This window comes from Desulfitobacterium chlororespirans DSM 11544, from assembly GCF_900143285.1.
Taxonomy (GTDB): Bacteria; Bacillota; Desulfitobacteriia; order Desulfitobacteriales; family Desulfitobacteriaceae; genus Desulfitobacterium; species Desulfitobacterium chlororespirans.
On record NZ_FRDN01000006.1, the window covers coordinates 183,779 to 205,141 of the forward strand.

Genomic DNA, 21,363 nt, shown 5'->3' on the forward strand with positions numbered 1-21,363 from the left:
ATCCCTCCTTAGGCTTTCCCGCTGCTCCCGAAGAGCCGGATCTTCTCTCTGATGATCGCGACAGTGGCTTCCCGAGCCGGTCCGAGCATTTTTCTGGGATCAATCTCTTGGGGATGATCAACCATTACCTTACGGGCAGCAGCTACGAAGGCCTCCCGGATGTTGGTATCGATATTGACTTTGCATACCCCCAGGGAAATGGCTTTTTGGATGGCTTCGTCCGGCACTCCCGACGAGCCATGGAGCACGATGGGAACATTAACCCTCCTGCGAATCTCTGTCAAGCGTTGAAAATCAAGCTCAGGTACTCCTTTATATTGACCATGGGCAGTACCGATGGCAATAGCCAGGGCATCCACTTTCGTCTCACTGACAAAGCGCTCGGCTTCAGCTGGATCCGTAAAGAGAGCTTCTTTCTCACTGACGGTGATATCGTCTTCCGTTCCGCCGATTTTGCCCAATTCGGCCTCAACGGAGATGCCAAGGGGCCGGACTGCTTCGATGACTTTATTGGTTAAGGCTATATTCTCTTCCAAGGGAAGCTTTGAACCGTCAATCATAACAGAAGTAAAGGAGTTCCTTACACAGCTCATAATTTGAGCGAAGCTGGTTCCATGATCGAGATGAAGGGCCACAGAAACGCTGGCTTTTTCAGCCGCTAAGCGGGTCATGGCGGTAATATATTCAATTCCCGCATATTTAATAGCTCCCTGGCTGGCTTGAACAATAACCGGGGATTTTTCCGCTTCAGCCGCACTGACAATGGCTTGAACAATCTCCATATTATTGCAGTTAAATGCCCCCACGGCGTATTGCCCCTGCTGGGCGTCGAGTAAAAGCTGAGCCATTGATACTAAACTCATTCTTATTCCTCCTCAATTGCCTTACAAAAATGTCCGCGCTGTGTACAATTTAACAGTACGGTTTTATTTTCATCCAAATTTACGGATGCCATTCCCTCAAAGATCCGAATGTTCTCCGTGTTTTCTCCATAAATCACGCCTACCGCATCGCAAATCTCACAGTAAAGCTCGATACGGTCCGGCAAAAGCTCAAAGGTTAGATTATGGTTGCCGCATTTGCAGCCTAAGGCTCCGTCTCTGGCTAAATTATGGAGATGATCCAAGAGCTTCAGCATAACCTCCGGGTTCTCAAACTCATCCTCATAACCAAGTTCCGAAGCCAGCTCAGCGATGGACTTCTCCCGCTCCTGACAAGCTTGGGCTACTTTCTGCTTAGGACCGACAAAGCCCGTAGACGCCTCCACTTCCGGACAGAGCAAAGGGAGGGCGTTCTTGCCCCAAAAAGCACCCCTTTTTAAACGAAGGTAGTGCAATTTGCCGCAAAAAGCACAATTAAAAGAGACATTGAAATGTTTGCGATCTCTGCTGGTCACAGACATCAGCACTTCGCCGCAGCGGCAATATAAACTTTCCCGTCCCTTACCTGAAAACGCAAAAAGTGAAAGGGCGTGAAACTCTAATTCTCCACATTTGGGACACTGTATGGCAACGGATGTATGGGTTGTCAGGATCAATTTTCCCACCTCTTTCTACTCGAAACTATACTTCGGCAAGTGGGGGGGTTTTTCCTCCATCCTTTATCTAAAAAAATAAGAGGAAACCTTGCAATAATTTATGCGTTGTTCCCTCAAAAATTCTACATTATTATTTATTTAAGCAGATCACGAACCACATCCCGCAGCTCAAACAGATCGAAAGGCTTGCTGATGTAATGCCTTACCCCTTGCTCTTGTGCTCTTTCCATAGTCTGTGCGTCACCATAAGCAGTCATCATGATAACCTGAACATCCTGATTAAAGGTACGAATCTCCTTAAGGGTATCGATCCCATTCATTTCCGGCATTTTCATATCCATAATAATTAAGTCCGGCTTGTAGCCCTCAAGTACACGCAGGGCTTCGTTGCCATTCTCTGCCATTTTAACTAGATGACCTTCCTCTTTGAACGTTTCAAAGAGGAGTCTTCGTACCCTCATTTGGTCATCTACAACCAAAATATTAGCCATAAATTGCCCCCTTTCGCCAGTGGTCCCCACTGCTATTATTTATGGATATTCTGGATAAGATTGTAAAAATCCTTCTTTTATATGACGTTTCGCGATTAATCTTTTTTCAGACCAATATTGTCGCAATAATCGCGGATTGGCTTGGGTCCTGCGCAGAGGCAGAATCACTTCATCTCCAGTTTCACAAGGCAGGTTTCCTACGTCAAGAACCGTTAACTGCATGCCGATTTTTCCGGCCACAGGAACCCTGTATCCCTGTAAAATTACGCTCTCTTGGCCGATATAGATTCGGCAAAGGGCTAAAAAATTCTTAATGACAATCTTAATAAAGTCCCATACTCCTTGGGGAACAAAATGAGGCTGAACACCGAACCCGTCGGCATAGCCCACAGGAATCACCGCCAACTGGGTCTCTGCCTTGGTTCGATAAATGCTCTGGTAGCCGACAAAAGTTCCTTTAGGCACCCGGCGCAGACTGACAATGCGAGCCTTGGCAAGCCATGGATCCTGCAGTTTAAGCTTACCGGCAAAGGCTGTAGCGGGGAAGTGGCCGATCAAAAGAGTTCCTGTCCGAATAAAATCATAATGCCAGTCAGGATAGTCCAAAAAAGCAGCACTGTTGCACACATGCTTCCACAAGCCGGCAAAACCTTGTTGCTCGAGAAGGTTTACTCCTCTCTGAAAGCTTTCCACTTGCTGCCGGGTATAAGCCCGATCCCGTTGCGCAGCCCGGGCCAGGTGGGTATAGACACCCACCGGAGTAATGTGGGGAGATTGCTTCAGCTGTGCGGCAAGTTCTTCCCACTCCTTTGCGAAGAAGCCGGTCCTGCCCATGCCTGTCTCCAGCTTAAGATGAACCTTAACTTCTTTGCCCAACTCAGCGGCAACAGCTTCCCATTCCCTCAGCATATGAAAATCCGACAGAGTCAGCTGCAGGTCGCTTGCCAGAGCCTCCGCCATTTGCTCCGCAGATGCCGGCCCTAAGACCAATATAATGCCCTCTACCCCGTGTTGGCGCAGAATAAGACCTTCTTCCACGGTGGTCACCGCAAAAGCCGGACAGCCCAGCTTCTGAAGGGTTTGGGCGACAGGAACAGCCCCTAAGCCATAGGCGTCGGCTTTAACGACGGCCATGACCCGGGCAGCCGGGCTGAGATGCTGAGTTACTTCCCGGTAATTATTCGCTATGGCATCCAGGTTGATATCGATCCATGCGTCACTCATAGAGTATCGCCACCTTTAGTGAGTTTGCTCATTTTTATCCCTTATTTCTCCGCCGCAATTTGCCAATCACTCCTTTAACCAGATCAGAGTACACCGGCTCAAGGGTGTTCCAGAGGAAGTAGACCACAGGACGATAGACCAAATCCCATTCGCCGATGAATTCGGTATACTCGCCGTTGAAGCCTTTTTTGAAACGGTAAAGGCCGTAGAGGGGATTGTCTTCGGTGAGATGGCCGGGTACCCCACGAAAATCATAAAGGGTGCAGCCTTTGGCTTTGGCCCAGCGGATCATTTCCCATTGAATCAGATAATTGGGCATAACATTTCTATGAGAATTGGAGGAGGCGCCATAGAGATACCAGGCTTTTTCTCCGATAATCAGGGCTAAGGTGCCTGCAATGATCTGTCCTTCATATTCGGCGATGAACAGCTCCGCCATGCCGGCGGCATGAAGTTCATCATACATATCTTCAAAATAGGAGTAGGCCCGGACCAGGAATTTATCCCGCTCCGTCGTTTCTTTAAGCACTCGATAAAAAGCGGGCAAATCTTCTTTCGTGCCGACGCGGATGACGACTCCTTTTTTCGTGGCCAATTTAACATTATAGCGGGTCTTCTGGTGCATTTGCGCCATAAGCGTCTCCTCATCAGGAGAGATATCCAGACGAAAGACGTATTTAGGCTGGACTCCTTCAAAACCTTTGCCGGTTTCCGCACTGCGGAACCCCCGGCTTTTCAGATAATCTTCTAAATCTTGATCTGCAGAAGGAATATCCGGGTCGATTTTCAGAAAAATAGCCCCTCGCTTTTTGGCCAGCTTTTTAATCTCCAGAAGCAGGGCATCAAACAATTCATGATCAGCCCAATCGAGAACAGGTCCCCGGGAAGCATAAAAGATCGGAATTCCCACAACAGGTATCTTGCGCTCGAGAATGGAGATAGCGGCGACGATTTCGCCGCGGTCTTCCAGGGCTAAGCGCCATGGTTTCCAGCCGGTTTTGCTTTTGAGCTCTCCCCAGCCCCAGGTCTGCAGCACATGACCCTTGGCGTGACGAGCCATAAATTGATCAAAACGCTCTTTTGCAGCGTCATCTATTAACCTTGCAGTATAAGGCATCCCAACAGCCTCCCGTTACATAGTATACTTCTTATGTTAATTTTTGCCATAAACAGGCAAGCCCAAACGGCTTTTAGTTTTGCCTAAAACGATTCCATGGCTCGGGGAGCCATGGAATTGCCTTTGTATCACCTTATCTATTGGTCAATGTGGCTTTGACAAACTCTCTGAAAAGAGGATGGGAACGATAAGGACGGGATTTAAATTCCGGATGGAACTGAGACGCCACAAACCAGGGATGATCCGGATATTCTGTGATTTCGACAAGGCGCCCGTCGGGTGAGGTTCCTGAGAATTTCAGACCGCCCTTTTCCAATTCCGCGCGGAATTGATTATTTACTTCATAGCGATGACGATGGCGCTCATAGATCACTTCGTCCTGGTAAATGGAGCTGACCTTCGTGTCCTCGATAAGCTTGACAGGAGAGATTCCTAAGCGCATGGTTCCTCCCTTATCTTCAATCTCCTTCTGTTCAGGGAGGAGGTCAATGACAGGATAAGGCGTGTCCACATCGAATTCAGAGCTGTTGGCGTTGTTCATGCCGCATACATTCCGGGCAAATTCAATGACCGCCGTCTGCATGCCTAAGCAAATTCCTAAGAAGGGTACTTTATTTTCCCGGGCATAGCGAATGGCTTCAATCTTACCTTCGATGCCCCGGTTGCCAAAACCGCCGGGAACCAGAATCCCGGATACACCCTTAAGCAGCTCTGCGGCTGAAGATCCTTCAATCTCTTCCGAGTTGACCCAGCGTATCTTAACTTTCGCCAGATGTTCAATTCCGGCATGACGCAAGGCTTCGGCCACACTCAAATAGGCATCGGGAAGCTCCACATACTTGCCGACGATGGCAATTTCCGTTTCACTCTGAGGATTATTGATCCGATCGACCATAGCCCTCCACTCAGTCATATCCGCAGGAGGCGCTTCAAGGCCCAGCATCTTAAGGACGATATCATCCATGCCTTCTTCTAAAATATTTAAGGGAACTTCATAAATGCTCTTGGCATCCACCATTTGAATAATGGCTTCACGATCGATATCACAGAAAAGGGCCAGCTTTTCCTTCATATCCTCGGAAATGGCATGTTCGGTGCGGCAAACCAGAATATTAGGCTGAATACCGATTCCCCGCAGCTCTTTAACGGAGTGCTGGGTAGGCTTTGTCTTGAGCTCACCTGAAGCATTCAGATAGGGAATAAGGGTCACATGCAGATAAAGGACATTCTCCCGGCCGATATCGCTGCGCATTTGGCGAATCGCTTCTAAGTAAGGCAGGGATTCAATATCGCCAACGGTACCGCCAATCTCTGTGATCACAATATCCGGGTGATTTTCACGGGCCACCCGATAGATGCGTTCTTTGATTTCGTTGGTAATATGAGGGATGACCTGTACCGTTCCCCCTAAGTAGTCCCCCCGTCTTTCTTTGTTGAGGACGGACCAGTAGATTTTTCCTGTGGTCACATTGCTATTTTTAGACACAGGTACATCAATGAAACGCTCGTAATGCCCAAGGTCTAAATCCGTCTCCGCTCCATCATCGGTGACAAAAACTTCACCATGTTGGTAAGGGCTCATCGTCCCTGGGTCAATGTTAATATAGGGATCAAATTTTTGAATAGCAACACTTAATCCCCTATTTTTGAGCAGGCACCCCAGAGCGGATGCCGTGATCCCCTTTCCCAAGGAGGATACTACACCACCTGTGACAAAAATAAACTTCGTCATCTTTCCCTATCCTTTCTCGACCAATTTCTAATATTACTTTGTATTTAGAATTCCGCACAGCAGTATAATGATCATGATCATTGAAAAGCCGAACGCATGCACATAAAAAAAGCTAGTCCGCAAGACGCACTAGCTTTATTTTTACCATTTAACCTTATTCTAGCCAGATTTCGATGAGCTGTCAAGGCGATCCAACAGAATACCTTACAGTTTATTTTTTTCCCTGAGATTCTTTCCGCAAGCTTAAAATCATCAAGGCTTACCAGGATTCTTCGTTGTTAAAGGAGCCCTCTTCGAGCTCTGCATCTTCTTCCCCACCATCTTCACCGTCATCGAAAAGGACATCCTTGCCCTCCAAATCCAACTCCAGTTCCTGGTTATCATCATCATAGGGCAATCCTTTATTCAATAAGGTGATGGTTGGCAGTTTCCGTGAACTTTTGCTGGGAACCCAGACTTTAAGTCCCCACTCTCCATTGCCTGCATAGGCAAAGCGGGCATCTAAATTGATATGGGTCAATACGCCCGAGATGGCAGCCGGATCTTGCGGACGCTCCTGCCGTGTGAGCACTTCCATGATCAAATCCTGGTAATGCATGGCTCGCCCTTGGGAGGCAAGAATCTCATAAGCCATATCTTCATCAGAGAGCTTTACTTTCTGTGTTAAGGAATGGGTCAATTTTACACCGCCCTTCATGTTCATCTCCGAATATTTAGACAGTATATTCGACCCATCCCTAATTATTTCCTGCTTGGTACTCTGCAACACTTAAAACTTACATTAATTTCTTACTACATTCTTTCCGGAGCCGTCACACCAAGGATGCCTAAAACATTAGCCAGGACCTGCTTGGTAGAACGAACCAGACCCAAACGCGCTTCCCGTAATCCTTCCTCATCCACCAAAACTCTTTGGCTGTTATAGAAGGAGTGGAAAAGCCCTGCCAGATCCAGCACATAGCGGGCCAGACGATGAGGTTCTGTCAGACGGGCAGCCACTTCAATCTCATTAGGCAATTCGGCAATCTTCTTCAGAAGCTCCCGCTCTTCGTTGCTCTGAAGTCTCTTCAGATCCTCTTCTTGGGGTATTCCTGCTGTATTGTAGCCCTGCTCGGCAGCCTGGCGTAAAATGCTGCACAGCCGTGCATGGGCATATTGGACATAATAGACAGGATTATCTGAAGACTCCGCTTTAGCCAAATCCAAATCGAATTCTACGGTAGAATCAGGATCCCGCATGATAAAGAAGAAGCGGGCAGCATCCTTGCCGACTTCATCCATCAGTTCCCTTAGTGTAATGTATTGTCCGGAACGCTTGGACATACGGACCACTTCGCCATTCTGAATGAGGCGAACCAGCTGCATCAAAATGATCTGAAGATTCTCAGGCTCGTATCCCAAGGCGGACATGGCTCCCTTCATACGAGCGACATGCCCATGGTGGTCGGCACCCCAAATATTGATGACCCGGTCAAAACCCCGTTCAAATTTATTCCGATGGTAAGCAATATCTGCGGCAAAATAGGTGGGCGTCCCATTGCCACGGACCACGACTTCGTCCTTTTCATCTCCGAATAAGGTGGATTTCAGCCATTGTGCCCCTTCTTTTTCATAGATATAACCCTGCTGCTCCAGCTTTTCCATGGTATCCTTAACAAATCCGGAGTCATGCAAGGATTGCTCACTGAACCAACAATCATAGTGAACACCCATATCGGTAAGGGTTTCACGGATACTGGTCAGCTTCTCCTCCAGAGCATAGCGGACGAGAAATTCCCGACGCAGCTCCTGCTCCACATTGAGGTATTTATCCCCCACTTTTTCGATTAAGCCTTTAACGGTGTCGATAAGATCTTCACCGTGGTATCCTCCCTCAGGGAAGGGAACATCCTGACCCATGAGCTGAAGGTAACGGGCTTCCAAAGAAAGGGCAAAATTATAAATTTGGTTGCCTGCATCATTAATGTAGAATTCCCGGCTGACTTCGTAACCAGCCATGGCCAGGAGAGAAGCCAGGCTATCCCCTAAAGCTGCACCCCGGGCATTGCCCATATGGAGCAGTCCGGTGGGATTGGCACTGACGAATTCCACTTGAACTTTTTTCCCTTGGCCAAGGTTTACTTTTCCATAGTCTGCCTCCAGGTTTAACACTTCGGGAATGACCCCTGTGAGCCAGCTGGGATCCAAACGGAAATTAATAAATCCGGGACCGGCGATTTCGCTGGCGGTAATGAAAGTTCCTTCAGTGTCCAAATACTTAATCAGAATAGTGGCGATATCCCTGGGGGCTTTGCGGGCTTGCTTGGTCAGGACCATGGCTAAATTGGTTGCCCAATCACCATGCTGCTTTTCCCGGGGCTCTTCCAATACATAATTGGGTAAGCTCTCAAAGGTAAGCTCACCTGCTTTTTGGGCCTCCAGCGCAGCTTTGGCCAGATTGGCATAGATAGTGTCTTTAATATTGATGTATAAACTCATTGAGGAGCGTCCTCCTTTATATTAATTCGCAGTGAATTATGACTGACCCATTGCTCATCAAAAAAAAGATTATATTTTAGAGTAATATTTCCGCCCTGCTCTGTCAAGTCAATCTTCATCTCCTCAGTCAGGACCTCAAGAAATAATGAGCCTTGAGGTGTGACATAAGTTGAGCTATGGCGGACTCCCTGTTCAAAAATCTGCTTTTGGTCAATGGCTCCCATGCGGTTAAGGGTCACTTTAGCCGGCTCCACCTTAAGGCTGGTGGTTACCTCAGCCGTCCCGGCGGTTGCCGAATCGCGATATACGATATAATAGCTGCCTTCCCGCTTATGTAAGGTTCCCGCTGCGGAGAACTCTAGTCGTTCCTCGGACCCTTCTTCACAGCTTTGGGTACTTGCGATCTGAATCAGCACTTCTTTGGCCATGGGAGTCTCCTTTCGCTTTGGTCTGCAGGTATTATTATATAGCATGGTTGGCCTTTTGTGGGAGGGAAAGTGAAAAGAAAGGGGGGCTTCTGTTCTGGGAAGGTCCTGAAAGCTGATTCTCCAGGATTTTGCTTTACACCGGTCGCTCCATAAGCTGCGCGGACAGAACTAACGCTCAAGCCCTCCGCTCCGTCGGGTACCCGGCCAAATCGCTCCTGCTCAATGGCCGGTTGGAAACGTCCTGTTTCCAACCCGACTCCGCTGCGTGATTTTCGCGAAGTTTTGTTTCCGCTCGCTTAAATTCGCTCCCTAACGTAAATCAAAATCCTTGGGCTGCTTTGCGGGTCTGAGTGAGCGGGGCTTTATAGGCGATGTAAGTCAAGTTCCCCGACCCGAGCCGCTTTTTCCGTCTTTACCGACGCCGCTTTAGCGGCAAGGTCGGCGACCCTGGGGAAGGCCCTGAGAAGACCAGAACTGCCCCTGGGAATGCCTCACAAAGGGCCTCAGACTCAGGCTTCCCAGGCTCCAAAGAAAAGCTGTAAGAGACCTGCAAGACGTAGCTTTGCGTACAAAAGCGGACGGATTTAGCGGAGGAGCGGTCGGGTGAGCGAAGCTTTCTTAACGTAGCGGAGCCATGGTTGCTTGGACATGGATGTCCTGATGCCGCGGGCACATGGACGTGCAGGAGCGGCCACATGCAGAAACAGCGGGGTTTGGCTTAGCTGTTAAGAAAGCGGGTGAACCAGCCCCGGAGCTATGGAGTACGCGTTGTGCGTAAAGCTACGCGACCTGAGCAAGAGCCTATTCACCTATTTCTGATACCGTCCCGCAGCATGAGGCTCTATCCGAAAAAGACCCAAAACAAAAGCAAGATGGCAATGTCTCATCCATTACCACCTTGCTCTTAGTATACCCCATTTCAGGCTGCTTTTTCCTTGACTATGGCAACATACCTACTGCAGATACTCTCCTCGAGGGGTTTTGATAATGCGCTGAATCCTTTCCTCGATTCCAGTCTCCGCATTGATGTAAACAAGATATTCCTCATCCTTATAGACGCCCCTGAATTCGTAAGCCATAACTTCCTTGTTGCCCATGACCGGAATCACAGCCGTCCGGGTCTCTTTGATTTGGAAGCCCTGTCTGAGCTTGGCTCTTGCCTGTTCCATGGTCAGCTTTTTGGTGAAATTACGTTTCTGGTGATAGGCATAGTAAGGGGTGGAATCGTAGCCGATAATCTGTCCGTTATCCAGAGCCACCGTGATACGGAGTTTATCTGGGTAATAACGTGTACCGCTTTCCTCCCAGACATACTCCAGCTGCAGATAGCCACCAAAGTCTTCAGTCGAGGTCAGCACGAGATTCCATTCTAAGGCCTTAAGGGTCTGGGCCACCTTTTCCCTGGCTTGTTCCGCACTCATGGTCCGCTCGTTGAATTCCCGTTGATCGCGATAGATCAGCACTTTACCGCCCCGTTTGCTGACGGTCATGAAGAGATCGTTTTGTTTAAAGATGTAAACTCCTAAAGCACCCTGGCTGACACCGGAAAACTCCGGATTGCTTTCCGGGTACCCTACCTTGCTCAGGAAATCCTTGGCGGCCTTTAAGGCTGTCTCCTTATCCACCTCATCCCGGGGCAGACCCAGAGGTTCTTTTACAGAGCGGGATTCGTATTCGCCCACATAGGAAAAAGGTGGAAGCTTTTGCAGGCTGGCATTCAATTGGTCCAGACCGGAGCGCACTGAGCTGGCAGGACCATCGGCTGATTCCGCCGCAGCTTCCGCCGTTCCTGTCTGCCAAAAGCCTACCATACGATTCCATAAAGACTGATTATCCAGCCAGGCCAGCCCTTCCGTATCCACTCGCTGCACCAGATCCTGTACCTTTTGATTGACGGCCAAAAGGCGTTCGTGAACATCGGTCAGATTTTTATCATCTTCCGCAGTGGGTGTATGCCCCACTGAGATTTGATAGGCCAGGCTTCGTGTTAAATCCCCGGTGCGATTCAAAAACTCACTGATATAACTCAGGCCGCTTTCTTCAGCCGGAAGCTGAGCTAAATCTTTAACCGCCGATTCACTGATGCTTCCCGCCTGGCTTAAGTAGAGTACTCTTTGGCTGGAAGCGGCAGCCACACGGCCTTTAGCCAAATCTGTTTCCAATTGGTCCAGATGACTGGCGAAATCCCGTAAAGAACGCTGATATTGATTTGTGCTGACTTTTTCCAGTTGTTCCGCTTGCCGATACTCAGTAAATCCCCAAGCCAGGGAGAGGATCAAAGCGGTTCCCAAAATTCCAATCCAAACGTTTCTGCGCATGTCATCCCCTCCTAACGAGTGAAAATATGATTACCGATTTGCATAATTTGGGGCCTGGACCAGATGAATTTATTCTTGGTCTTAGCCGGGTTGAAGAAGAAAAGGGCTCCTCCTGTGGGATCCACTCCCGATACCGCTTCCTGAGCCGCTTTAAGCGCCGAAGCCGTAGGCGCCATATTGATCTGCCCATCAGCCACACTGGAAAAAGCCAGGGGTTGGTAGATTATATCTGCTATAGTATTGGGAAAAGCCGGATCCGACATGCGGTTGAGAAGGACCGCTGCCACAGCTACCTGCCCTACATAGGGCTCTCCCCTGGCCTCCGCACTGACACAGCGTGCCAACAGGTTAATATCCACATTCTTTGGTCCAACGGATTTTCCTGAAGCGTTCGTGCTGTCCCCCGTCAAAAGCTTGAGCTCTTTAATGGTCTGAGTCCCGGCTATTCCATCCACCTTTAAGCCCCGCTCTTTCTGAAAGCGGGTCACGGCAGCCTTAGTCTTTGAGCCGTAGACGCCGTCAACCTTTCCAACCACATAGCCCAAAGAGGCAAGTTTTTTCTGGAGCTCAGTGACCTCAGAGCCTCTTGAGCCTTGACTCAAGGCTCGATCACCCAAAGCGCCATAAGCCCCGCTGGCCAGGATCAAGGCAATACCTAACGTTATTACCCCTACCCACACTCTCTTTTTTGTGATCATCACACTCACCTCACACCTAGATTTAGATCCTTCTTAGTGTGGCTGAGGAAATGAATTATTATCCAGAGATTCGTGGGTTTTTTTATCGGCCGGTCTAAAAAAAGACTGTTGCCCAATGAACTGCAAGTTCCTTGAGCAACAGTCTTAGCAACAGTCTTCTTTCGGCCTATTCGGTTTCCAGGCCCCAGAGGATAAGCAGTGTACTACTTCCCTAATCCTTCATGATAAACGTCTTTAAAGGTTTCCACCGCCTTGGCTGTATCGGCCTTCAAGCCCATTTCGTTGAGGGTTTCACCCACAAGTTCCATGGCCTTAATAAACATCTCTTCGGTAGCGTTGCCCATATGGCCGATTCGGAAAGCCTTCCCGGCGAGATTCGCCAGAGAACCGGCAACGACCATACCTTTTGCCGCCAGCTTGGAGCGGAATTCGGCGTCATTTACACCCTCCGGATAGAGAATGCAGCTCAGAGTAGGGGCAGCGATCTCCTCAGGAGCCAAGGCCCGCATACCGTATTGGGCCAACCCCGCCCGGACCGCTTTTCCTAAGGCAGCATGGCGCTTATAGCGGGCTTCCAGGCCTTCAGCCATGACGAGCTCCATTCCTTTTTCATAGGCATAGATCATATTGACGGGATGGGTGGCGTAATATTTGCCGGGATCCTGCATCGTCGGCAGCCAGCGCAGGATATCCATATAGTAGGCGGCCACCTTATCCATAGCTTCTCTCGCTTTTAAAGCTTTAGGTCCAAAGGCCACAATGGCTAAACCCGGGGGGACACCGATGGCTTTTTGGGAACCGGTAAGCACCAGGTCGATTCTATAGTCGGGATGTCCGTATTCTTTTTGCATATTTTCTTCAACGGCGGCTGAAGCACAGACTCCATCCAGGATGAAGAGGGGCCCGTATTTCTTCACCGCTGGGACCAGTTCTTCCAGATTGGACATGACCCCGGTGGAGGTATCCGCATGGGTCACCGTGACGGCTTTGAAGCCTCCTGCGGCCAGCTTTTCCTCAACGGCAGAGATTTCAACATGTTTTCCCCACTGGGATTGAAGCACTTCAACCTGAATACCATGGGCTTGGGCCAAGGGGATGAAACGATCACCGAAATAACCATGACTAATGACCAGAATCTTTTCTCCAGGGGCCACAGTGTTGACGATGGCCATCTCCATGGATAAGGTCCCGGAACCGGCGACCACGAAGACTTCGCCGTCGGTATTGAACAAGCGCTTGGTCATGTCCAGGCTGTTCTTAAATCTCTTAACCAGCCTGGGATCCGTATGGGAATAGGTCTCTTGAGCTAATGCTTCATATATTTCATCCACAACCGGTGTCGGCCCGGGTATGAGAAGCATTTCTTTATTTGGCATAGGGTCATCCTCCTTTTATTTACGACAGTATTATTCCTAATCCATAAAAAATTATCATTTTATGATATTTGCGGGAATCAATAAGTGTTCTATAGCAGATTCACTTTTCCTGCCTCTTCCATTAAAAACATTGTATACATGGTGAAAAATGCGGCTATTTCTCAAATTGTGATGTTACTTCCCAAATTGAGATGCAATTTAGGGGAATTTAGGTTTTATTACTGACTATCTTATTCCTTATTAAGAGATTGAGATAGATAAAGCGCTTATCAGTTAAACCAATAAGCGCTGTGAAGTATTGACATCTTTAATTTTCAAGCCAGCTACTTTTTATCTTTGAACCAACGACTTTTAATTGTCAATCCTTTACCGGTCAGTTTCCAACTGTAGTCAATTCGAAAATGGTGAAAATCGTCCAAGCTTAATATGCTGATATGGGTATAGAGCTTGATATCTTCCCCCAAGTCAATCGCCTGATATTCGCTTAGTTCCTCTTCCTTAGGTTCCCCCAGCTTTACGGTAGGCCATCCCTCACTTTTTGCTATCGCCGTTCTTCCGTTGTCCAGGATAAACTTTTTGGCAGCGGTTGTTACTAAGAGTTGCAAGCCCATTCCCTCCTATTTCAGTTGCGCTTTTTAATCGTTAAAGCAGATTCTGCCTTATATTATAATTTAACCGATTTCGCCTAAACATTCAATATATTGCAGCAAATATTAAAAGTCCGCATTTTTAACCGTTCTTGGGAATGCCACCACATCGCGGATATTGGATATTCCGGTTAAGTACATAATCACCCGTTCAAAACCCAGTCCATAGCCTGCATGACGGGTTCCTCCGTATTTACGGAGATCCAGATACCAGCTGTAGTCCTCCTTATGCAGGCCCAGCTCGTCCATCCTCTTCTCCAAATAGTCTAACCTCTCTTCACGCTGACTGCCGCCGATGATTTCCCCTACTCCGGGAACGAGCAGATCCATGGCTGCCACAGTTTTCTGATCGTCATTCAAGCGCATGTAAAAGGCTTTGATATCCTTAGGATAATCGACAACAAATACAGGCTTTTTGAAGATTTGTTCCGTCAGGAAACGCTCATGCTCAGTCTGGAGATCCGCTCCCCATTCCACAGGAAATTCAAAGCGCTCCTTTTCTTTTTGCAGAATCTCAATGGCTTCCGTATAGGTGATGCGGCCAAACTCTGAATTGACAATGTTATCCAGACGATCAAACAAGGTTTTATCCACGAATTCATTGAAGAAAGCCATTTCTTCCGGAGCATGTTCCAGGACATAGGTGATCAAGTATTTCATCATTGCTTCGGCAAGTTCCATATCATCCTGCAAATCGGCAAAAGCAATCTCCGGTTCGATCATCCAGAATTCTGCGGCATGGCGGGCTGTATTGGAATTCTCAGCCCGGAAGGTGGGACCAAAGGTATAGACATTGCGGAAAGCCATGCAATAGGTTTCAGCATTGAGCTGGCCGCTTACCGTCAGGTTGGTTTCTTTGCCAAAAAAATCTTTGCTAAAGTCAATCTGCCCTTCTTCGGACCTGGGCAGCGCCTCCAAATCCAAAGTGGTGACCCGGAACATTTCTCCGGCTCCCTCAGCATCACTTCCCGTAATGATGGGGGTATGAACATAGACAAATCCTTTATCCTGAAAGAACTTATGCAGAGCATAGGCCACTAAGGAGCGAACACGGAACACCGCCGCAAAGGTGTTGGTCCGTGGTCTGAGGTGAGCGATGGTCCGCAGATATTCAAAAGAGTGACGTTTTTTCTGCAGAGGATAGTCCACGCTGCAGGCTCCCTCGATCACGATGGACTGCGCCTTCAGCTCAAAAGGCTGTTTTGCTCCGGGGGACTCCACCAGCAGGCCTTTTATAATGAGTGAGCTTCCTGTGGCGGCCTTGGCAATCTCTTCGAAGTTATTTAAATCTTCTTCAAAAACCACCTGGATACCCTTAAAAAAGGACCCATCGTTGATTTCAATAAAACCGAAGGCTTTAGACACTCTCAGTGTGCGAACCCATCCGGAAATCTGAATCTCTTGGTTAAGATAAGCTTGAGTATCGCGATAAATCGACTTGATCAAGGTGTTTTCCATTACTGGACAATCTCCCTTCATATTCTGGCTTGTTATTTGTGGATTTAATTCTACATTTTTGTTAAATAATCCTCTATCTTCATGAATACAATACACACTCACAAAACAAAAAGGGTTTTGACCTATAACAGAGAATAGTTCTACGTTACTTCTGTTACATTAATTGGGACAGAAGACGAAAAACTAAACAAAGGCGTTTAGGGGGAAAATTGAATATGAGCTATGTTCAAGAAGTTCTGGATCAAGCGATCAAGCGCAATCCTGGTGAAGCTGAATTTCACCAGGCACTGAGAGAGGTCTTGGAATCTCTCGAACCCGTGTTGGAAAAACGTCCCGATCTTAAGGAAGCAGGAATTCTCGAGCGCATCGTCGAGCCTGAGCGGCAGATCCTCTTCCGGGTCCCTTGGGTTGACGATCAGGGCAAAGTCCAGGTGAACCGTGGTTTCCGTGTGGAATACAACAGTGCCATCGGCCCCTATAAAGGGGGACTGCGTTTCCATCCTTCCGTGTACTTGGGCATCATAAAATTCCTGGGTTTCGAGCAGATCTTTAAAAACTCCCTGACCGGTTTGCCCATTGGCGGTGGTAAAGGGGGTAGTGATTTTGATCCGAAGGGCAAATCCGAAGGGGAAATCATGCGGTTCTGCCAAAGCTTCATTACAGAACTTTATCGCTACCTTGGCGCCGATACGGACGTCCCGGCGGGGGATATCGGTGTCGGCGGACGGGAAGTGGGCTATATGTTCGGTCAATATAAGCGGATTACCAATAGATACGAAGGTGTTCTGACCGGCAAAGGCTTAACCTTTGGCGGAAGCCTGGGCCGTACGGAAGCAACCGGTTATGGACTGGTCTATTTTATGGAAGAAGCTCTTAAAGCCGTGGGTAAATCCTTCAGCGGCGCTACTGTCGTTGTTTCCGGTTCCGGAAACGTGGCCATTTACGCTACCCAAAAGGCCACCCAGCTGGGGGCCAAAGTCGTGGCTATGAGCGATTCCAATGGCTATATCTATGATAAAGACGGCATTAATCTCGATACAGTCCGCCAATTAAAAGAGGTTGAGCGGAAGCGTCTTAAAGACTATGTCAGCATTCACCCCGCTGCCGAATATCATGAGGGTTGTGCAGGCATCTGGACGATTCCCTGCTCTATCGCCCTTCCCTGTGCCACTCAAAACGAATTGGACGGGGAAGCAGCCGAAGTGCTTGTTAAAAACGGCTGCTACGCTGTCGGGGAAGGGGCCAATATGCCTTCCACTCCGGAAGCTGTGGATGTGTTCCTCCAGCACAAAATTATCTATGGGCCGGGCAAAGCAGCCAATGCCGGAGGTGTGGCTGTATCCGCTCTAGAAATGTCCCAAAACAGCATGCGCTATTCATGGACCTTTGAAGAAGTGGATGCCAAGCTCAAAAATATTATGGTCAATATCTACCACAATGCCAGCAAAGCCGCTCAAGAGTTCGGCTTTGAGGGGAATTTGGTGGCAGGGGCCAATATCGCCGGCTTCCTCAAGGTGGCCGAAGCCATGAAGGCTCAGGGAACAGTTTAATACGGAAGTTGCCGAAGCATAGAGTATATCTTTAACCGGTACGAAAAAAACAAGAGAAGGCGTTGTCCCGCAAGGGATAGCGCCTTTCTCTTGTTTTTTCCTCAATCGAATTTGAGGACTCTTGTAAGATATAAATAGTTAGCTTCCCCACGTTTACGGCAACAGGATGAACATTATAATATACTCTCCCAGTTGCGTCGATTGTTTAACCTGTTTGGCGGCTTGAGCCTGAATTGTTTGGATACAGAACCGATACTTCTGCGTACGAGTTGTCACACCACAACAAAAAGAACCGGAGAAAACCCCAGAAGAAACCGCCTCAGCCCGGAAAATCACCGACGTCCAATTTACTATTCACCGTGACAACATGCTCAGCGCCTATAACGAGCTGCTGAAAACTCTTGCCGCCTTAGCCCCAACAGATCCGAAACTTAAGGAAGAATACCGGGAAACGGCCCATGGCATTGTGGAAAACATGGCGAAGCGGCTGAAAGTATACCCCCCTGAGATCCAAACCAATCTAAAAATCAGGACCCATACGACCACCTTGCTGAGTGCTCAGAAACCATCGAACTAGCTCAAGGGGCTTATGACCTGCTCTACGCAGGCCATAAGCCCCTACTGTTGTTTTTTGCGGATGCACAATCCCCTTAAAGATGTGAGCCATAATGCTGGCTCATGACTGTGGAAGAATATTTCTGAAGCTTCCATTCAGGTATCCGGCAGTGCGGACACACCCCAAAATGCAGCTTGTTGCGAAGCCAGCGTGCCGCCCGGCTATGCTTGGAATTATAGATAATAAAACGCTGGTTGCAATGGGTGACAATCTCCGCCGTGTTTCCCCTTCTGGTCATGGATTTGATCCCATGCAGGGTGCCGCTGCGGGATGGCCACAGCTTGATTTTTTCCACCAAATTAAAGAAATCCACGTTCTTCCGGTAATATCTTTTCTTCTCCTCAGAAGCCTGGAACACACCTGTCATCTCCTTTGCCTGCTGTCTATCAAGGGAGCTCTATGCTGGCGGTGATATTTTGGCAAGAATCTCATAGAGCATTGTCGCCACGCCTAGTTGCAGGGGGTCATGTATCAGACGCTGCTCAACCTTCTTGATGGCATGAGGCTGAATACCCAAAGGTACTCCCGGCGCAGCGATGCACGTATCCGTATGGAGATGATCCGGTCTGAGCAATCCCCCTTCAGGACAGGCCACCACAATGGCCCGATGCTTGCCCAGCGCCGAATCCAACCCCTTCTCAATGCCAATAGAGCAGCCGCGTTGACAGAGCATCTCATGGGCTAATTTTTCGCTCACAGTTAAGTCCTTGTCAAGGACATGGACGTTGCCTCCAAAGTCGAGAACGGCGAAAGCGGCAGCCCGCCCCACCGGCCCAGCGCCTAAGATCAGAACGTCCCGCTCCCTAAGTCCGCCGGTCAGGCAGTCAAGGGCAGCCGCAAAACCCCGGCCTGTGGCCACGCTATTATCCGAGATCTGCCCCGTTTTCAAATGCACCCCAATAAAACGCTCTTCATCCGCCATAAAAATAATTTCCGCCTGGCGCTCCAGCGCTTCAGCGAATCCCTTCACATCAGGAGAGACCGGCACAAAGGTGTTCATGCCAAGGAAACGCAGAATTCCGGCAACCGTCTCCGCAAAACCACTGATCACACCCAGGCCGCAAGTCATAGGCACTACGGCAATCAACCCCGGATCGGGCACATCTGTCCAAGACCTGCCAACGGCATGGGCGGCAATATGGGAAAGCCTATAGCCGGTTTTAGCCAATAATTCCCGATCATATACGTTCATCTGCTCAAGGATTAATTCGATATCGCTTACCTGAAGACGTGTCATACCTATTCAGCTCCCTCATACCAGTGCCGTGTCAACCCTGACTCTCACCTATCTCAGCGATTTATTTCCAGCAATCCGGCTTTGTCGTCAATCGCCATACACTCGCTATGCCATCCTTCGCCTTGTCTTGCTAAAATCCACTCGTTAGTATCGAGTAATTTTAGCATTGACAGGGCACTGGCTTAGCGGATAAGGATCGAGCACCTTCGGAATCTGCAATTCCCTCTGAATCCGCTTAAGGACCTGGGCCCTTTTGTCCCAAACCTCCACAAAGCTTGATCCCCAAGTCATTAACGAGAGCACCCATTCCTTTTTGCCCCCGGCATAATCGGTTAACACCTCATCCGCTCCGAAAAAATCCGTTAAAAGATGCAGGGGACCGGCTTCCCCTAAAATATGTTCACCACAAGCTTCTATTTTCTCGGGAGTTACCAGGAAATGCTCCAGGATTACAGGCCTTCCCGCCCCCTTTTGTATAGCCTGCTTCAGCCCGGGTCCGGGCATCTTTCCCTGAACAAAGGCTTCACCCAGGTACTCAACCATATTAAGACCGGTGGAATGAAACACAGCTGTTGGGGTCTGGCTGGGCAGTCTGGCGTCAATCTCCAATACTTTAAGCTTTCCGGCGTGAAGGATAACCTCAACATCCATGATCCCCTGCAGGGAAAGCTCTCTTGCCAGTTTTAAAGCGATCTCTTTCAATTCTCCCTTAAGCCCCAGGTCCAGTCTGACCGGTGCAAGCACTCTTTTGCAGTCATACTGAGCATCCATCTCCAACTCTGTGATCTGAAACACTTGATATTTTCCGGAGAAGCCTATCACCTCAATGGAATAAGACGGTCCCTCGATATACTCCTCCAAAATCCAATTATCCCGAGGCTCCTGATGGAGAACGCGCTCCAATTCCTCCTGATCAGGAATAACCTGGACACCTTCACTGCCACTGCGGTCCGAAGGCTTCAGGAGCATGGGAAAATGGCAGTCAGGCCACGGGCGCGGGGTCGGAATCCCCATTGCCGCAAACAGTTGATTGGAACGCTGTTTGGATGACGAAACCTTATAGGCAGCCAGATCCAAAACGCAGGGGATCTGGGTTCTCTGCCCAACTTCGGCCAGGGCTGTCAAAACCTCCACGTCTTCAACAGCCGGCAGAATTAAGTCCGCCCCTTGAAGCTTAGCCACAAACTCTTCCCTTGACCTGAGTACATCCATACAATGGAATACATCGGCCAGATGCGCCCCTTGAGCTTTTTCCCGGCGATCAAAAAGCACAACATCCCAACCGGCCTTTTTCGCTAAATAAGCAGCTTCAACACCTTGCAGTTTGCCGCCGATGATCGCTACCTGCATTGAACGGCTCCTTTCCCTAAACAAACAGCAGGGGCAGCTTGTGCTTCCAGCCAGGTCTGGTATTCCCGGCGGGTGGCCGGTTCTAAATGCATCCTGCTGAGGATGGGGATAATCTTCTCCAGAGAACGGTTGCCGTCGGCAATATCACGGCTGCTCTGGGATACCCCCGCTAACCCCGCTGTGGGGGGAATAATCGAAGTGACCACATTGGCTCCGGAATTCAGACGCTGCTCCAGCCCCCTCAGGCCATCCACATCAAGGGAAGCCGGAATCAGCCGGTCAGGCATGACCAGGCGCATGATGGCAATAATCAAGAGTTCCCGGAAGTGAGACCCCGTTTTCCACTTGGCTAAAGGGGTGTTTTCCTGAGGAACAAAGCTCATCACCCGGACCTGAGCCGCCTCCATATTTTCCATGGTCAGAATCGAAGCCGCGATGTCTTCATGGGTGTCCCCGACACCTGTCAGAATTCCTTCTTCGATAAGATAGCCCATGGCCTTAGCCAGGCTTTTTCGCTCCATCCGCTCGTCATAACTCTGTCTAATCCGCAGACGACTATAGAGAGCCCGATTATGAGTTTCCTGGTAGCACGCGTACCAATCGACACCGGCAGCTTTGAATTTCAGCAGAACATCTTGTGATACAATCCCCGGCGATAGCATCATCGGCGTTTGGGTTTCCCGTTTAATTTCCTGGACGATCTGCAACAGTTCGGCAAATCCCTGGGGAGTATTATGGTACAGCGGATCTTCCCCCATGGTCAGGTCCAGGAGGTGCACCCCGGAATCCGCCAGTTCGCGGGCTGCGGAGATGATTTCGCCACGATCCTTGCGATAGCGCTGATAACTGCTGTTTGATTTGCGGTAGAGACAAAAGGTGCAGTCATTTCTGCAAAATGTGGAGAAATATAAAAAGCCATAAAGAAATATTTTGTTCTGGAAATATTTCTCACGCAGTTCCCGCGCAGCCTGAGCGACACACCCGAATTGGTCCTCAGTTGTTTCCAATAACCTCAAAATATCTTCATGACTAAGTGGTGATTCTGCTTTTGCCTTTTCTAAAATCCCTGCCAACCTTAAATTCCGCATGTCCATTTTTGCCTCCTG

20 protein-coding genes are annotated in these 21,363 nt (G+C 49.0%); 2 read left to right on the forward strand and 18 right to left on the reverse strand.

Translation table 11 applies throughout. The features are described 5' to 3' along the window. Positions 1–8: 8 nt before the first annotated feature. The 14 genes from BUA14_RS09115 to asnS form a co-directional block, all read right to left on the reverse strand. Positions 9–863, reverse strand: coding sequence for a class II fructose-1,6-bisphosphate aldolase (locus tag BUA14_RS09115; RefSeq protein WP_072772328.1), 855 nt, complete (start codon positions 861–863; stop codon positions 9–11). Positions 864–865: 2 nt separating this feature from the next. Beyond that, positions 866–1,537, reverse strand: a complete 672-nt coding sequence (locus tag BUA14_RS09120) for a hypothetical protein (RefSeq protein ID WP_072772329.1) — start codon at positions 1,535–1,537, stop codon at positions 866–868. A gap of 134 nt (positions 1,538–1,671) precedes the next feature. Further along, on the reverse strand, positions 1,672–2,028 hold the full coding sequence (locus BUA14_RS09125; protein WP_072772330.1) for a response regulator: 357 nt from the start codon (positions 2,026–2,028) through the stop codon (positions 1,672–1,674). Positions 2,029–2,067: 39 nt separating this feature from the next. Next, a complete protein-coding gene (alr, locus tag BUA14_RS09130) occupies positions 2,068–3,252 on the reverse strand; it encodes an alanine racemase (protein ID WP_072772331.1) in 1,185 nt (394 codons plus the stop codon). Between the two features lie 34 nt (positions 3,253–3,286). Then, the gene (locus tag BUA14_RS09135; protein WP_072772332.1) at positions 3,287–4,369 is read right to left on the reverse strand and encodes a lipid II:glycine glycyltransferase FemX; all 1,083 of its coding nucleotides are present in this window, start codon (positions 4,367–4,369) and stop codon (positions 3,287–3,289) included. A gap of 133 nt (positions 4,370–4,502) precedes the next feature. Continuing rightward, a complete protein-coding gene (gene pyrG, locus BUA14_RS09140) occupies positions 4,503–6,101 on the reverse strand; it encodes a CTP synthase (protein ID WP_072772333.1) in 1,599 nt (532 codons plus the stop codon). Between the two features lie 259 nt (positions 6,102–6,360). Next, positions 6,361–6,798, reverse strand: coding sequence for a DNA-directed RNA polymerase subunit delta (rpoE, locus tag BUA14_RS09145; RefSeq protein WP_072772334.1), 438 nt, complete (start codon positions 6,796–6,798; stop codon positions 6,361–6,363). A gap of 95 nt (positions 6,799–6,893) precedes the next feature. Then, the gene (argS, locus tag BUA14_RS09150; RefSeq protein WP_072772335.1) at positions 6,894–8,579 is read right to left on the reverse strand and encodes an arginine--tRNA ligase; all 1,686 of its coding nucleotides are present in this window, start codon (positions 8,577–8,579) and stop codon (positions 6,894–6,896) included. After that, entirely contained in the window at positions 8,576–9,007 is a 432-nt protein-coding gene (locus tag BUA14_RS09155) for a YwiB family protein (RefSeq protein WP_072772336.1), read from the reverse strand. Before BUA14_RS09155 ends, argS begins: the two co-directional genes overlap by 4 nt. A 953-nt stretch (positions 9,008–9,960) precedes the next feature. Continuing rightward, positions 9,961–11,325 carry a PepSY1/2 domain-containing protein gene (locus BUA14_RS09165; RefSeq protein WP_072772338.1) on the reverse strand — a complete coding sequence of 455 codons (1,365 nt, stop codon included), beginning with the start codon at positions 11,323–11,325 and terminating at the stop codon, positions 9,961–9,963. Positions 11,326–11,336: 11 nt separating this feature from the next. Beyond that, complete coding sequence (gene sleB / locus BUA14_RS09170; RefSeq protein WP_072772339.1) at positions 11,337–12,023, reverse strand: spore cortex-lytic enzyme; 687 nt, start codon at positions 12,021–12,023, stop codon at positions 11,337–11,339. A 203-nt stretch (positions 12,024–12,226) separates the two neighbouring features. Continuing rightward, a complete protein-coding gene (locus BUA14_RS09175) occupies positions 12,227–13,399 on the reverse strand; it encodes a pyridoxal-phosphate-dependent aminotransferase family protein (RefSeq protein ID WP_072772340.1) in 1,173 nt (390 codons plus the stop codon). Positions 13,400–13,722: 323 nt separating this feature from the next. Then, a complete protein-coding gene (locus BUA14_RS09180; RefSeq protein ID WP_072772341.1) occupies positions 13,723–14,010 on the reverse strand; it encodes a hypothetical protein in 288 nt (95 codons plus the stop codon). Between the two features lie 102 nt (positions 14,011–14,112). Further along, a complete protein-coding gene (gene asnS, locus BUA14_RS09185; protein ID WP_072772342.1) occupies positions 14,113–15,504 on the reverse strand; it encodes an asparagine--tRNA ligase in 1,392 nt (463 codons plus the stop codon). Between the two features lie 215 nt (positions 15,505–15,719). Here asnS and gdhA point away from each other — a divergent pair, with 215 nt between their 5' ends. Then, the gene (gene gdhA, locus BUA14_RS09190; RefSeq protein WP_072772343.1) at positions 15,720–17,054 is read left to right on the forward strand and encodes an NADP-specific glutamate dehydrogenase; all 1,335 of its coding nucleotides are present in this window, start codon (positions 15,720–15,722) and stop codon (positions 17,052–17,054) included. Between the two features lie 367 nt (positions 17,055–17,421). Further along, the gene (locus BUA14_RS09195) at positions 17,422–17,631 is read left to right on the forward strand and encodes a hypothetical protein (RefSeq protein WP_242954616.1); all 210 of its coding nucleotides are present in this window, start codon (positions 17,422–17,424) and stop codon (positions 17,629–17,631) included. A 73-nt stretch (positions 17,632–17,704) separates the two neighbouring features. On the opposite strand, the gene pylSn is transcribed toward BUA14_RS09195, so the two are convergent. The 4 genes from pylSn to pylB form a co-directional block, all read right to left on the reverse strand. Continuing rightward, positions 17,705–18,037: a pyrrolysine--tRNA(Pyl) ligase small subunit gene (gene pylSn / locus BUA14_RS09200; protein WP_072772344.1), complete on the reverse strand. Its 333-nt coding sequence runs from the start codon at positions 18,035–18,037 to the stop codon at positions 17,705–17,707. A gap of 30 nt (positions 18,038–18,067) precedes the next feature. After that, positions 18,068–18,907, reverse strand: a complete 840-nt coding sequence (pylD, locus tag BUA14_RS09205) for a 3-methylornithyl-N6-L-lysine dehydrogenase PylD (RefSeq protein ID WP_072772345.1) — start codon at positions 18,905–18,907, stop codon at positions 18,068–18,070. A 144-nt stretch (positions 18,908–19,051) separates the two neighbouring features. Continuing rightward, positions 19,052–20,257 (reverse strand): 3-methylornithine--L-lysine ligase PylC, encoded by a 1,206-nt coding sequence (gene pylC / locus BUA14_RS09210; protein WP_072772346.1) that lies wholly within the window; start codon positions 20,255–20,257, stop codon positions 19,052–19,054. Continuing rightward, entirely contained in the window at positions 20,248–21,345 is a 1,098-nt protein-coding gene (gene pylB / locus BUA14_RS09215) for a methylornithine synthase PylB (protein WP_072772590.1), read from the reverse strand. The genes pylC and pylB overlap by 10 nt, the downstream gene beginning before the upstream one ends. Positions 21,346–21,363 lie beyond the last annotated feature (18 nt).

Excerpts from the sequence above, each read along its gene's own strand:
- BUA14_RS09115 (WP_072772328.1), bottom strand. The coding sequence starts at position 863 with ATGAGTTTAGTATCAATGGCTCAGCTTTTACTCGACGCCCAGCAGGGG.
- BUA14_RS09125 (WP_072772330.1), bottom strand. The coding sequence starts at position 2,028 with ATGGCTAATATTTTGGTTGTAGATGACCAAATGAGGGTACGAAGACTC.
- alr (WP_072772331.1), bottom strand. The coding sequence starts at position 3,252 with ATGAGTGACGCATGGATCGATATCAACCTGGATGCCATAGCGAATAAT.
- BUA14_RS09135 (WP_072772332.1), bottom strand. The coding sequence starts at position 4,369 with ATGCCTTATACTGCAAGGTTAATAGATGACGCTGCAAAAGAGCGTTTT.
- pyrG (WP_072772333.1), bottom strand. The coding sequence starts at position 6,101 with ATGACGAAGTTTATTTTTGTCACAGGTGGTGTAGTATCCTCCTTGGGA.
- rpoE (WP_072772334.1), bottom strand. The coding sequence starts at position 6,798 with ATGAAGGGCGGTGTAAAATTGACCCATTCCTTAACACAGAAAGTAAAG.
- argS (WP_072772335.1), bottom strand. The coding sequence starts at position 8,579 with ATGAGTTTATACATCAATATTAAAGACACTATCTATGCCAATCTGGCC.
- BUA14_RS09155 (WP_072772336.1), bottom strand. The coding sequence starts at position 9,007 with ATGGCCAAAGAAGTGCTGATTCAGATCGCAAGTACCCAAAGCTGTGAA.
- BUA14_RS09165 (WP_072772338.1), bottom strand. The coding sequence starts at position 11,325 with ATGCGCAGAAACGTTTGGATTGGAATTTTGGGAACCGCTTTGATCCTC.
- sleB (WP_072772339.1), bottom strand. The coding sequence starts at position 12,023 with ATGATCACAAAAAAGAGAGTGTGGGTAGGGGTAATAACGTTAGGTATT.
- BUA14_RS09175 (WP_072772340.1), bottom strand. The coding sequence starts at position 13,399 with ATGCCAAATAAAGAAATGCTTCTCATACCCGGGCCGACACCGGTTGTG.
- BUA14_RS09180 (WP_072772341.1), bottom strand. The coding sequence starts at position 14,010 with ATGGGCTTGCAACTCTTAGTAACAACCGCTGCCAAAAAGTTTATCCTG.
- asnS (WP_072772342.1), bottom strand. The coding sequence starts at position 15,504 with ATGGAAAACACCTTGATCAAGTCGATTTATCGCGATACTCAAGCTTAT.
- gdhA (WP_072772343.1), top strand. The coding sequence starts at position 15,720 with ATGAGCTATGTTCAAGAAGTTCTGGATCAAGCGATCAAGCGCAATCCT.
- BUA14_RS09195 (WP_242954616.1), top strand. The coding sequence starts at position 17,422 with ATGCTCAGCGCCTATAACGAGCTGCTGAAAACTCTTGCCGCCTTAGCC.
- pylSn (WP_072772344.1), bottom strand. The coding sequence starts at position 18,037 with ATGACAGGTGTGTTCCAGGCTTCTGAGGAGAAGAAAAGATATTACCGG.
- pylD (WP_072772345.1), bottom strand. The coding sequence starts at position 18,907 with ATGACACGTCTTCAGGTAAGCGATATCGAATTAATCCTTGAGCAGATG.
- pylC (WP_072772346.1), bottom strand. The coding sequence starts at position 20,257 with ATGCAGGTAGCGATCATCGGCGGCAAACTGCAAGGTGTTGAAGCTGCT.
- pylB (WP_072772590.1), bottom strand. The coding sequence starts at position 21,345 with ATGCGGAATTTAAGGTTGGCAGGGATTTTAGAAAAGGCAAAAGCAGAA.